11 protein-coding genes are annotated in these 12,744 nt (G+C 63.6%); 9 read left to right on the top strand and 2 right to left on the bottom strand.

The window, feature by feature from the left end; all coding sequences use genetic code 11:
• Nucleotides 1–9: 9 nt before the first annotated feature.
• The 9 genes from ACYVL5_RS18600 (at nucleotide 10) to holA (ending at nucleotide 9,988) form a co-directional block, all read left to right on the top strand.
• Nucleotides 10–2,025 (top strand): HEAT repeat domain-containing protein, encoded by a 2,016-nt coding sequence (locus ACYVL5_RS18600; RefSeq protein ID WP_460597073.1) that lies wholly within the window; start codon nucleotides 10–12, stop codon nucleotides 2,023–2,025.
• The gene (locus ACYVL5_RS18605; protein ID WP_460597074.1) at nucleotides 2,012–2,881 is read left to right on the top strand and encodes a CheR family methyltransferase; all 870 of its coding nucleotides are present in this window, start codon (nucleotides 2,012–2,014) and stop codon (nucleotides 2,879–2,881) included. Before ACYVL5_RS18600 ends, ACYVL5_RS18605 begins: the two co-directional genes overlap by 14 nt.
• Entirely contained in the window at nucleotides 2,878–3,945 is a 1,068-nt protein-coding gene (gene cheB / locus ACYVL5_RS18610) for a chemotaxis-specific protein-glutamate methyltransferase CheB (RefSeq protein ID WP_460597075.1), read from the top strand. Before ACYVL5_RS18605 ends, cheB begins: the two co-directional genes overlap by 4 nt.
• A gap of 26 nt (nucleotides 3,946–3,971) precedes the next feature.
• The gene (locus tag ACYVL5_RS18615) at nucleotides 3,972–4,790 is read left to right on the top strand and encodes a GAF domain-containing protein (RefSeq protein WP_460597076.1); all 819 of its coding nucleotides are present in this window, start codon (nucleotides 3,972–3,974) and stop codon (nucleotides 4,788–4,790) included.
• Nucleotides 4,791–4,820: 30 nt separating this feature from the next.
• The gene (locus ACYVL5_RS18620; RefSeq protein ID WP_460597077.1) at nucleotides 4,821–5,198 is read left to right on the top strand and encodes a response regulator; all 378 of its coding nucleotides are present in this window, start codon (nucleotides 4,821–4,823) and stop codon (nucleotides 5,196–5,198) included.
• 264 nt (nucleotides 5,199–5,462) lie between these two features.
• Nucleotides 5,463–7,937, top strand: coding sequence for a leucine--tRNA ligase (gene leuS / locus ACYVL5_RS18625; RefSeq protein ID WP_460597078.1), 2,475 nt, complete (start codon nucleotides 5,463–5,465; stop codon nucleotides 7,935–7,937).
• Nucleotides 7,938–7,952: 15 nt separating this feature from the next.
• Complete coding sequence (locus tag ACYVL5_RS18630) at nucleotides 7,953–8,471, top strand: LptE family protein (protein WP_460597079.1); 519 nt, start codon at nucleotides 7,953–7,955, stop codon at nucleotides 8,469–8,471.
• Nucleotides 8,472–8,585: 114 nt separating this feature from the next.
• Nucleotides 8,586–9,002 (top strand): nucleotidyltransferase substrate binding protein, encoded by a 417-nt coding sequence (locus ACYVL5_RS18635; protein WP_460597080.1) that lies wholly within the window; start codon nucleotides 8,586–8,588, stop codon nucleotides 9,000–9,002.
• Nucleotides 8,999–9,988 carry a DNA polymerase III subunit delta gene (gene holA / locus ACYVL5_RS18640; protein ID WP_460597081.1) on the top strand — a complete coding sequence of 330 codons (990 nt, stop codon included), beginning with the start codon at nucleotides 8,999–9,001 and terminating at the stop codon, nucleotides 9,986–9,988. Before ACYVL5_RS18635 ends, holA begins: the two co-directional genes overlap by 4 nt.
• Nucleotides 9,989–10,209: 221 nt before the next feature.
• On the opposite strand, the gene rpsT is transcribed toward holA, so the two are convergent.
• The gene (gene rpsT / locus ACYVL5_RS18645; protein WP_460597082.1) at nucleotides 10,210–10,473 is read right to left on the bottom strand and encodes a 30S ribosomal protein S20; all 264 of its coding nucleotides are present in this window, start codon (nucleotides 10,471–10,473) and stop codon (nucleotides 10,210–10,212) included.
• Between the two features lie 269 nt (nucleotides 10,474–10,742).
• Nucleotides 10,743–12,740, bottom strand: coding sequence for a cache domain-containing protein (locus ACYVL5_RS18650; RefSeq protein ID WP_460597083.1), 1,998 nt, complete (start codon nucleotides 12,738–12,740; stop codon nucleotides 10,743–10,745).
• Nucleotides 12,741–12,744 lie beyond the last annotated feature (4 nt).

The raw sequence follows: 12,744 nt of genomic DNA on the forward strand, positions 1-12,744 counted from the left end.
CCCTTGCCTATGGATCTTGACACAATCTCATCCGAACTCCGCTCTCCGGACGAAGAGGTCCGGCGGCTTGCCGTCGTCGAACTCTCCAGGCGCCCCTTCGAGTCCGCCATGGAGTTCCTCTTCATCGCCATGGGCGACGAAAGCTGGAGGGTCCGTAAGGAGGCCGTCGCCGTCCTCGCCGCGGCCAATCCGACCGGCGACGAGGTGGTCGAGCGGCTGATCGACCTCTTACGCTCCTCAGACAACGCGGGGCTGCGCAACTCCGCGGTCGAATCGCTGGAGCGGCTCGGACAGGTCGCCATCACCCCCCTCTGCCGCTACCTGGAGGACCCCGACCACGACCTGCGGAAGTTCGTGATCGACGTCTTGGGCTCCATCGGCTGCGCCTCCTGCGTCTCGCTGCTGGTCCGTTCCCTCGAAGACACCGACCCCAACGTGCGGGTGGCGGCGGCGGAAAACCTCGGCAAGATCGGCGACCAGTCGGCCCTCCCCTACCTCCTGCAGGTGCTCGAGCGCGAGGAGGTCTGGCTCAAGTTCACCGTGCTCGACGCGCTGGCCCAGATCGGCGCCCCGGTTCCCCTTTCGGCCCTGGAGCCGCTCCTCGAGGAGCGCCTCCTCAAGCGGGCGGTCTACGACTGCCTGGCCGTTTTGGGAGACGGCGATTGCCTCCCCATTCTCTTCAAGGGGCTCGGGGAAAACGCCCGGAGCGCCCGCCAGTCGGCCGGCGTCGCCCTCATCCGGGTCCGCGACCGCCTCTCGGAGGACGATGCCCAGACCGAGGTCGATCTCCCCTTGCGCCTTCTGCGCGGCTCCAAGACCGCCGAGGCTATGATTGCCGCGCTAAACGGTGCCGATCCGGCGCAGCTCGAGCCGCTGGTGCGGCTGACCGGGGGGATCGGCGACGAACGCGCCACCGTGCCCCTCCTGAAACTGGCCGGCGAAGAGCGGCTGAGAACGAGCTGCCTCGACGCGCTGCGGCAGATCGGCTCCATCGCCATCCCCAGGCTCCTCGAACACTTCAGCGCCGCCGATTACCAGGAGAAGACCATCGTCGCCTTCCTGCTGGGTGAGCTCGGCTGCTCGGAGGCTACCCCGCTCTTGGTGGGGGGGCTCGCCGACGACTTCCCGGGGCTGCGCGCCTCGTGCGCGCTGGCGCTCGGCAGGCTCGCCTCCCGCGGCGTTTCCCGTGCCGTGGCCCGGCTCCTGGAGGACTCCGAGCCGCAGGTGCGCGACGCCGCCCTGCAGGCGCTGCAGTTTTTGACCCTGAGCGACGGCGAAACGGTGGAGGAGATCTGCGCCGAGTTCGTCCAGTCCCCCTCCCCGGACCAGCGCCGCCAGGCCGCCCTCCTCCTCTGGGGGCTGGCCGACGCCGACCGCCTCTCGCTTTTGGCCAAGGACGAGGACCCTGCCGTCCGGCGGGCCGCGGTCTCGTCGCTTGCCCGCGTGAGGCTCCCCCAGACCGTGGGGCACCTCTCCATGGCCCTTTCCGACGAGGACCCCGAGGTGCGGGTCTCCGCCGCCCAGGCGCTTTCCGAGATCGGGAGCCCCGACGTGCTGGAGCCGCTTTTGGTGGCCCTCTCGGATCCCGACCCGTGGGTGCAGACCGCCGCTCTTAAGGGGCTCTCGGCCCTGGGCGACCGCGGGGCGCTCCCCGGCGTGCGGGCGCTTTTACTTAAGGCGCACGGGCCGGTGCTGATCACCGGGCTCACCACCCTGGCCACCGTGGGGGGGGCCGACGAGCTTCCCGCCATCGAGGTGGCGCTCTCCGATTCCGACGAGGAGGTGGTGGAGGCGGCCATCGGCATCATGTCCGCCTTCGGCGATGCCTGGATCGACACCCACCTCGACAAGCTGATCTCCCATGCCCATTGGGGGGTACGCCGTTCGTTCGTGAAGACCCTGGCCCAGTTGAGGGGCGCCCAGTCGCTCCCGCTTTTGGAGCGCGCCCTGGAGGGAGAATCCGACTCCCTCGTCAGGGGTGAGATCGTCGGGCTGATAGGCAGGCTGAGCCATGCTATTCAATGAGCCCACTCAACAGCTGACCGAGGAGGAGTTCCGCCTGATCAGGGACCTGATCTACAATCACTGCGGACTCTACTTCGATGCCGACAGCAAGTACCTCTTGGACCGCCGCCTCGGGCGCCGGGTGGTCCACCACGGGCTGGCCGGTTTTCGGGAGTACTACCAGTTCCTGAAGTACGATCGGAGGAAGGACGAGGAAATCGCCGATATCATGGACATCCTCACCACCAACGAGACCTACTTCTTCCGGGAGGCCTTCCAGCTCCGTGCCTTCACCGACGAGATCCTCCCTGAGCTCATCCAGACCAAGGAGCGGGAGAGGACCTTGCGGATCTGGAGCGCCGGCTGCTCCACCGGCGAGGAGCCGTACACCATCGCCATGCTGATGCTGGAGATGGAGCGCTTCAAGGGGTGGCGGATCGAGATCGTGGGGAGCGACATCAGCCAGCGGGTCGTCCAGCACGCGCGCAAGGGGGTCTACACCAGGAGCTCCTTCCGCTGCACCGACGAGCGCTACCTCCGCCGCTTCTTCACCGAGATGGACGGCTCCTACCGGATCAACGACGAGGTGCGGGAACTGGTCACCATCACCCATATGAACCTCTTCGACGCCAACCGGCTGGCACTGTTGGGGAAGATGGACGTGATCTTTTGCCGCAACGTGATCATCTACTTCGACGAGGCCTCCAAGAAGAAGGTCATCGAATCTTTCCACAATACCCTGAGAAGTGGCGGCTACCTCCTGCTCGGCCACTCCGAATCGCTCATGAACATATCGACCGCCTTCGCCCTGAAGCATCTTAAAAACGACATGGTGTACCAAAAGACGGCGCCCGCGCCGGCGGGGGGGCTCTGGTGAAACGAGTACGGGTAGTAGTGGTAGACGATTCCGCCTACAACCGCCGCGCCATCACCAAGATGCTCGAGGAGATTCCCGGCGTGGAGGTGGTGGGATTCGCGACCAACGGCGAGGAAGGGATCCGGAGGGTGATCGACCTCTCCCCGGACCTGGTCACCCTGGACCTCGAGATGCCCCGCATGGACGGCTTCACCATGCTCCGCATCCTGATGGCCTCCAACCCGGTGCCGGTCATCGTGATCAGCTCGACCTCCGGCGACGAGAAGGTCTTCAAGGCGCTGGAGCTCGGCGCGGTGGAATTCATCGCCAAGCCGACCACCGTCATCTCCGAGGAGCTCCTTAAAATCCAGGAGGACCTGCACCGGAAGGTCCAGGCGGTCTTCAAGCTCAACATGGCCCGCGTCCAGAAGCGCTACGAGGCCCCCAAGCCGGTCGAGGAACCGGTGCCGGAGGTCCCGCGCCGGGTGGAAACCGCCGCCCTCGACGTGGTGGCCATCGGCTCCTCCACCGGGGGGCCGCCCGCCCTGCAGCGGATCTTCTCCTCCTTCAGGGAGCCGCTCCCCTTCGCGGTGGTGGTCTCCCAGCACATGCCGGCCGGCTTCACCCGCGCCTTCGCCGACCGCCTCGACCGCAGCTCCGGCTTCGAGATCAGGGAGGCCAAGGACGGCGACGAGGTGCGCCCGGGGCGGGTCCTCATCGCTCCCGGCGGGAAGAACCTCCTCTTCATGAGGCGTGGCGACAAGATCCTGGCCCGCGTGGTCGAGCCGACCGCCGCCGACCGCTACGTCCCGTCGGTGGACGCCATGTTCTGCTCCTGCGCCGAGCTGTACCGGGAGCGGATGCTGGCGGTGGTCTTGACCGGGATGGGGAACGACGGCGCCCAGGGCGTCAGGGAGGCCAAGCGGCTCGGCGCCCAGGTGGTGGCCGAGGCCGAGGAGTCCTCGGTGGTGTTCGGCATGCCACGCGAGGCGATCGCCACCGGGGTGGTCGACCGGGTGGTCCCGATGGATTCGATGGTGCGGGAGATCGTTGCCCGTAGCGGACTGGTGCCGCGCTTTGTATGACCAACAACGAGAAAACCGGGGTGTCTATGCAAAAAGAAGATGAGAAGTTGGTCCACCGGGGCGAAGAGTTCCTGCAGGTCTTCAAGAAGGGGGCCGAGTTCACCCAGGAGCTTTTGAGGGAGAACGAGCGGCTCCGCTTCCGGGTCCTCGAGCTGGAGAAGAGCCAGCAGCCGGCCAGCGAGGCGGCAGCCGCCCCGGAGGTCAGTAAGCTGGTGGAGAAGATCGCCAACCTCGAGCACGAGAAGCAGGAGATCCTGGACCGCATTAAGCAGGTCGAGGCCGAGAACCAGGATTTCGCCGCCCGCTACATCGAGATCGAGGACGAGAACAACAACCTCGCCAACCTGTACATCGCGAGCTACCAGCTCCACTCCACCCTCGATTTCAGGGAAGTGCTCCAGATCATCACCGAGATCATCATCAACCTGGTCGGTGCCGAGGAGTTCGCCATCATGCTGCTCGACGAAAAGAGCGACGAGCTGCAGGCGGTGGCCACCGAAGGGCTGGAACGGAGCGACATCCCGACGGCGCGGCTCGGGAAGGGGATCATCGGCGAGGTGGCCTCCTCGGGCGAGAACTACTTCACCGAAAACGTGGCCGACTACCAGCGCGACTTCACCGCGCCGATGGTCTGCATCCCCTTGAAGATCAAGGAACACGTGATCGGGGTGCTGGTCATCTACAAGCTCCTGATGCAAAAGACCGAGTTTGCCGCAGTGGACTACGAGCTCTTCACCCTCCTGGCGGGGCACGCCGCCACCGCCATCTTCAGCTCGAGGCTCTACAGCGACTCCGAAAGAAAGCTCTCGACCATCCAGGGGTTCATCGACCTTTTGACGAAATAAGCAGCCGCAACACATGGGGGATTTGGTGTGATGTCCGAATATAACGTTTTGATAGTTGAAGATTCTCCGACCATGAGGCAGTTGATCGCCTTCGCCCTGAAACGGATCAGGGGGGTCAGGATCGTTGAGGCCAACGACGGTGTCGACGGGCTGAAGAAGCTCTCCTCCGAGCGTTTCGACCTGATCCTGACCGACATCAACATGCCGATCATGGACGGGTTGAAGCTCGTGAGCCTGGTGAGAAACGACGGCAACTACAAGTCGATCCCGATCGTGGTGATCACCACCGAGGGGGCGCAGGAGGATCGTGAGCGGGCTTTGGCCTTGGGGGCCAACGACTACATCACGAAGCCGATCCAGCCGACCAAGATCCTGGACGTGGCGAAGAGCCTTTTGAAGATCGCCTAGACACAGCGCGGCTTCTTCCTTCGTCTGCCGCCACTGGGCTACCCCATCCTCACCCCAGCCCTCCCCTTGAAGGGGAGGGAGAGCCTGCTGAGGTGGGAGGGGGGCTGTTTACCTGGCCGCACCTTGGGCATTCGAATATTAATCGCCCTCCGCTTCCCTACCTACCCTCCCCTTCAAGGGGAGGGACAGGGTGAGGATGGGGGGCGCTTCGTTTTTCTAAAATCCAACAGACGCGTCGAGACCGGCGCGCGGAAGGTGGTTTCCATGGAAGAAAAGTACAACCCCAAAGTTGTTGAAGATAAATGGCAGGGAGTCTGGGAGGATAAAAAGAGCTTCAAGGCCGACGAGAGTGCCCCCGGCAAGAAGTATTACCTCCTCGAGATGTTCCCGTACCCCTCCGGCAAGATCCACATGGGGCACGTGAGGAACTACTCCATCGGCGACGTCATCGCCCGCTTCAAGAGAATGCAGGGCTTCAACGTGCTGCACCCGATGGGGTGGGACGCCTTCGGCATGCCCGCCGAGAACGCCGCCATCCAGAACAAGAGCCACCCCGCCAAGTGGACCTACGAGAACATCGACTACATGCGCGGGCAGTTGAAGCGCATGGGTTTCTCCTACGACTGGGAGCGCGAGATCGCGACCTGCCACGTCGACTACTACAAGTGGGAGCAGAAGATCTTCCTGGAGATGTACCAGAAGGGGCTCGCCTACAAGAAGGTCGCCAACGTCAACTGGTGCCCCAAGTGCGAGACCGTGCTCGCCAACGAGCAGGTCGAGGACGGCTGCTGCTGGCGCTGCGACTCGACCGTCGAATCGAAGGAGCTCGACTCCTGGTCCTTCAGGATCACCAACTACGCCCAGGAGCTTTTGGACGACACCTACAAGCTGACCGGCTGGCCCGAGCGCGTGCTCACCATGCAGCGTAACTGGATCGGCCGCTCCACCGGTTGCGAAGTGGACTTCCCGCTGGAAAACGGCATGTCCTCCATCCGGGTCTTCACCACCCGCCAGGACACCCTCTTCGGCGCCACCTTCATGTCGCTGGCCGCCGAGCACCCGATGGCGCAGCAGCTCACCACCGCCGACCGCCAGGCCGAGGTGGAGGCCTTCATCGACAAGGTGAAGAAGACCGACCGGATCAAGCGGGGCGCCGACGACCTCGAGAAGGAAGGGGTCTTCACCGGCTCCTACTGCATCAACCCGCTCACCAACGTGAAGATGCCGATCTACCTCGCCAACTTCGTCCTGATGGACTACGGCACCGGCGCGGTCATGGCGGTCCCGACCCACGACCAGCGCGACTTCGAGTTCGCCAAGAAGTACGATCTCCCCTTGAAGGTGGTCATCAACCCGGCAGGCGAGAACCTCGACCCCGCCACCATGACCGAGGCCTTCACCACCGAAGGCGTCATGGTCAACTCCGGCCGCTTCGACGGGATGTCCAACACCGACGCCAAGGAGGCCATCGCCGACTTCCTGGAGAAGGAAGGGATCGGCAAGAAGACCATCAACTTCCGCCTGCGTGACTGGGGTATCTCCCGCCAGCGCTACTGGGGCAACCCGATCCCGGTCATCAACTGCGACATCTGCGGCGTGGTGCCGGTCCCCGACAAGGATCTCCCGGTGGTGCTCCCGATGGACGCCGCCTTCACCGGCGAGGGCGGCAACCCGCTCGCCAAGGTGGAGAGCTTCGTGAACTGCACCTGCCCGCAGTGCGGCGGCGCCGCCCGGCGTGAGACCGACACCATGGACACCTTCGTGCAGTCCTCCTGGTACTTCCTCCGCTACTGCTCGCCCCGCTTCGCCAACGGTCCCCTGGACCGCGAGAAGGTGGAGTCCTGGATGCCGGTCGACCAGTACATCGGCGGGATCGAGCACGCCGTCTTGCACCTCCTCTACGCCCGCTTCTTCACCAAGGTGCTGCGCGACTTGGGCTACTGCAACGTCGACGAGCCGTTCTCCAATCTCCTCACCCAGGGGATGGTGATCAAGGACGGCGCGAAGATGTCGAAGTCCAAGGGGAACGTGGTCGACCCCAACGCCCTGATCGATCGCTACGGCGCCGATACGGCCCGTCTCTTCTCGCTCTTCGCCGCTCCCCCCGAGAAGGACCTCGACTGGAGCGACCAGGGTGTGGACGGGAGCTACCGCTTCCTGAACCGCGTCTGGCGCCTGGTCTTCGAGGTGCTCCCGTACCTCAAGAATGCCGGCGATGTGAAACCGGAGGAGCTCTCCGGCGAGGCCAAGAACCTCCGCCGCGCCGTCCACAAGACCATCCGCAAGGTGACCGAGGATATCGACGGCCGCTTCCACTTCAACACCGCCATCGCCGCCGTCATGGAGCTCGTCAACGCCATCCAGGCCTTCGACAAGAAGGGGGCTCCGGAAAACGCCGCCGTCGTCCGCGAGGCGGTCGAATCGGTGGTAAGGATGCTGGCTCCTTTCGTCCCGCACTTCGCCGCCGAACTCTGGACCGAGCTCGGGCACGCCGAGAACCTCGAAAAGTACGGCTGGCCGGGGTATGACGCCGAGGCCGCCGTCGACGAGGAGATCACCGTGGTCATCCAGGTCAACGGCAAGCTTCGGAGCAAGCTGATGGTGGCCCCGGACCTGGGCGAGGAAGAGGTCAAGGCGATGGCCCTGGCCGACGAGAAGGTCAAGCCGTTCACGGAAGGGAAGACCGTCCGCAAGGTGGTCTACGTTCCCGGCAAGCTCGTCAACATCGTGGCCGCCTAGGTGATCCGTCACCCGATGATGAAGCTATCGTGGAGGTGGGTGGGAGGAGCGCTCTTGGCGCTTCTCCTGCTCGCCGGTTGCGGGTATCACGTGGTCGGCAGCCGCGGCCCGCTGGCCGCCGATCGCGGCGTCAACGTCATCCTCTTCGCCAACAAGAGCTACCGGGCAGGACTGGAGGGTGTGCTGGCCCGCGACCTGATCGACGAGCTGGCGCTGAGAAGCGGCGGGCAGGTGTTACCGGCCGACCGGGCCCAGCTCGAACTGACCGGGACCATCACCAGCTACAGCACCACCCCGGTTTCCTACACCGCGCTCGACACCATCAAGGAATACCGGGCCGTCATCACCGCCCAGGTGATCCTCAGGGAGCAGCAGACCAAGAAGGTGCTCTGGAAGGGGGAGCTGACCGAGGACCAGACCTTCCCGGTCAACGCCAACATCGCCCTGCAGCAAAACGCCGAAGAAGTAGCCGCCGCCCGCATCTGCCACCTCCTCTCCCAGGACATCTGGCGCAAGCTGACCGAGGCCTACTGACTCCTCCCCACCAGGGTGCCCTCCCCTTCAAGGGGAGGGACAGGGTGAGGATGGGGTTCTTTTTACCGCCCATTCAGCATCGGCTGGTGGGCGTGTTTTGTTAGAGGTGAGACGATGACCGATCTGGACATTCGTTGGCAGCAGCGCTTCCTTCACTTCAAACGAGCATGCCTCCTTCTGAAGCAAGCAGTAGGCATCGAAAACCCATCAGTCATAGAGCGTGCCGGACTTGTGAACTTCTATGAGAGGTGCTTGGAGCAGTCCTGCAAGTTGATCAAGGATTACGGGGAAGCAGAGGGATCCTCTGTGCAGAGTCCTCGGCATGGGATCAGCCTTGCTTGCCAAAGAGGTTTCCTGAGCCAAGAGCAGGACTGGCTGGCTGCTCTGGAAAGCCGTAAGCTGACCCTGCGCATTCACGACGAAGCGATAGCGAGCCGGATAGACACCCTGATTCGAGAAAAGTACTTTTACCTGCTTCACGAACTGTTTTGCACCATCAGTAATAAGCTGCCGACCGAGGTACCCCAATGAAGCCGGAAGAGTTCGCCAGAGCCGTGGAGAAGGGAGAGATCGCCCCGCTGTATCTTTTATTCGGGGAAGAGTCCTACCTGGTCGAGCGCGCGGTGAAGAAGCTGATGGACCGCACCGTCGACCCGGGCTTCCGCGACTTCAACCTGAACGTCTTCTACGGCAACGAGGTGAAAGGGGACGAGGTCTTCAGCGTGGCCCAGACCCTCCCCATGTTCGCCGAGCGCCGCGTGGTGCTCATCAAGAAGGGGGGGGACCTTTCCGCCGCCGCCATGGAGATCCTGCTGGGGTACATCCAGGACCCCTCGCCTTCCACCTGTTTCATCCTGCAGGCGGAAAAGGTCGACGGCAGGAAGAAGTTTTACGCCGACTTGAAGAAGAAGGGGGAGGTTGTCGAGTTCAAGCGCCCCTACGAGTCGCAGCTGGGGCCCTTCGTGCGGGACGAGGTGAAGGCGCTCGGCAAAAAGATCGAGCCGGCCGCAGCCGAGCTTTTGGCCTTCCTGGTGGGGACCCATCTGCAGGAGCTGGTCTCCCAGATCGAGAAGCTCTGTCTGTACTGTGGGAAGAAGGAAGTGGTGGAGGTGGCCGACGTGAAGGCCATCGTTTCCGACACCAAGGTGGAGAGCGTCTTCGAGTTCACCGACGCCTTGGGGATGAAGGATCTGAAGACGGCGCTGAGGATGCTGACCACCATCCTCTCCGATGGGGAGGCCCCGCTGAGGGTGCTGGGAGCGGTGGCGAGGCACTACCGGCAGCTGTGGCAGGTCCGGGCCCTCTTGGACAAGAAGGTGCCGTCCTCCGAGCTGGCGAAGTCTGCCGGCATCGCCCCGTACTTCCTGCAGAAGGTGACCGCCCAGGCCAGAAATTACCAGGCCCGCGAGTTGAAGAAGGTCTTCGAGGGGATGGTCGAGCTCGACCTGGCCTTCAAATCCGGCGGACAGGAAGCCGCCCTCTTCGAGCGCTTCGTCATCGACGCCTGCCGGCGGTAGCCCATCTCACTTCAGATCCATTTCCTCTCTCCTGCCGGGAGACCCGTAGGTCGCGTTGAGGCACGAAACGCGACGCTGTCCGGCAATCATGGCAATTGTTGCGTTTCACGGTGAAGCTGCTCAACGCAACCTACTCCTTGGAGGGGAGACGAGACGACGCAAAAAAGGGGAGCCCGAAATACGGGTTCCCCTTTCTTGATTGATGCCTACCCTCTGACTAATTAGGCGAGGGTGTTGACCAGTTTGGTCAGCCTGGAGACGTTCCTGGAAGCGTTGGAGGAGTGGATGATCCCCTTGGTGGCTGCGCCGTCGATGACCGGGATAGCGGAAGCCAGGGCAGCCTGGGCGGCAGCCTGGTCTTTAGCGGCCACGGCTTCGCGGACGCGCTTGATAAAGGTGCGCAGGGTGGAGCGGTCGTGCTTGTTGCGCTCGGTCCTTTTCGCGGTCTGCTTGATCCTTTTGATTGCCGATTTATGATTTGCCAAACTGCACCTCCGAGTATGTATAAATAGAGCTTTGAGAGTTTTTTCGGAAAGTAGAACTTATACCACCGGAATTCCGGAGGTGTCAAGCCAAAATACGGCCGGTGTCCAAAAAAAGTGGACAACTCCAGCGAGCCGCCCACATTACCACGCCCCACGCGCCAATGCCAGCCTTTTTTTCTAGAAGTCAAAAGCTTGGAACGCACTCCATATACCCCTCGCCCCTTCAAGGGAGAGGGTATAAATGGTGGGCGGCAGGACCGCGCGGGGATCTACTCTCCGACTTCTCCTCGGGTCGGCAGGATCACCCGGAATACGGTCCCTTTTCCCAGCACGCTCTGCGGCTTGATGGTCCCCTTGTGATCCTTGACGATCCCGTAGGAGACCGAGAGGCCGAGTCCGGTCCCCTGCTCCTTGGTGGTGAAGAACGGGGTGAACAGTTTGTCCAGGTGCTCGGGCTTGATCCCCTTGCCGGTGTCTCCCACCATCACTTCGCAGCTCTCGCCGTCCTCCGTCGCCTTCGCGGTCAGCGTCAGCACCCCGCCCTCCGGCATGGCCTGCACCGCGTTCACGATGAGGTTGATGAAGACCTGCCTGAGCTTGTCCGGGTCCCCGGCCAGCGGAGGAAGGTCATCCGCGTAGGAGCGCTCCACCTTGATCCGCCCCAGGTCCACCTGGTGGCCGGCCTGTTCCACGATGTCGTCCAAAAGGCGCGGGATCACCACCTCTTCGAGCCTCATCGGCCGCTGGCGTGCGAAGGTGAGGAGGTTGGAGACGATCTTGGCCATCCGGTCGATCTGGCTGACGATCACCTCGACCTCCTCGCGCCCCTCTCCCCCCTCGGGGATGTACATGTCGAGCAGCTCGGTATTGCCGCGGATGATGGCCAGCGGGTTGTTCATCTCGTGGGCGACACCGGCCGCCACCACGCCCAGGTCGGCGAGCTTTTCGGCCCGGGCCAACTCTTCGTGGGCGGCCAAGAGCTGGCGGCTCTTTACCTCCAGCTCCGCCGTCCGCTCCTTCACCTTCTGCTCGAGGTTGCGGTTCAGGGTCTGGATCTCCGCCTCCCGCTGGGAGAGCGCGGCACTCATGGCGTTGAACTCGGCCGCCAGGTCCCCGACCTCGTCCGCAGTCTGCACCGGGACGGTGAGGTCCCGCTCCCCCACGGCGACCCGGCGGGCGAAGGTCTCCAGCTGCTTGATCGGGCGCGAAAGCCTCTCCGCTATGAACGAAGAAACCAGGAACCCGAGCAGCGTGCCGAGCGCCAGCACCGCGGCGAAGATCATCAGCGCCTGCTGCTTCAAGGCGGTGTACGGCCTCTCCAGCATCCCTACGTAGAGGGACCCCACCGCCTTACCGTTGATGTCGAAGATGGGGTCGTAGGCGGTCAGGTACCAGTCGTTGACCACGAAGGCCCTACCCACCCATTTCTTCCCCTCGCCGATCACCCGCTGGTAGACCTCGTCCGAGATCTGGGTGCCGATGGCCCGCTTCCCCTCGCTGTCTCGCACGTTGGTGGCGATGCGTGTCCCCCCGATGAAAAGGGTGGCGCTTCCGAGGTCTTGTGCATCGTAGCGTATCCCCTCGTAGACCAGTTCCTTGATCCGGTCCACCAGGGCGTTGTTGTTGTTGAGGAGGATGCCGCCGTAAATGGCCCCCACGACTTTGCCTGCGGCGTTTCGGACCGGCGCCGCCGACACCAGCATCATCCCGGAGCGCTCGACCTGGGAGGGCTCGGGGTGCGCATGCGGGGTAGGGGTGATGGCGATCACCGCCCGCCGGGCGAGATCCCCCCCCTCGGCAATCAGGGCCTCCTCGGGAACCACCTCGGTGCCGGAAACGGTTTTCCCCGCCAGGGCCATCCGGACCGCCGTCAGCAGCGACCGCCCCGGCTCTTTGGAGCGGGAGGCGTGGGCCCGGTAGAGGGGGTGCCCCTTGAGGTCGACTGCCGCCAGCAGGTCAAGCTGGTTCCGTATCTTGAGCGGATCAAGCAGTCCCGCCATGGTCGGCTGACTGCCGGTGGCGATGGCGGTACCGGCGATCGGCGTGCTGGCGGCATACTCCACCAGGTCGGCCATCTGCTTCAATTGGTTGCGATACACCTCGCGGGCGGAGTTAAGGTCGGTACGCACCTTCTCCTGGGCCTGGGTGGCGATCTTCTCGTAACCGGCCCAAAGGCCAGCCAACGAGACCAGGATGATCACCTCGATAAGGGGGATCAGGGAGGCGATGGTCATCTTGGCGCGGATGGAAAAGCGGCGGCGGGGCATTGGA

The sequence above is a fragment of the Geomonas sp. Red276 genome (assembly GCF_054784495.1).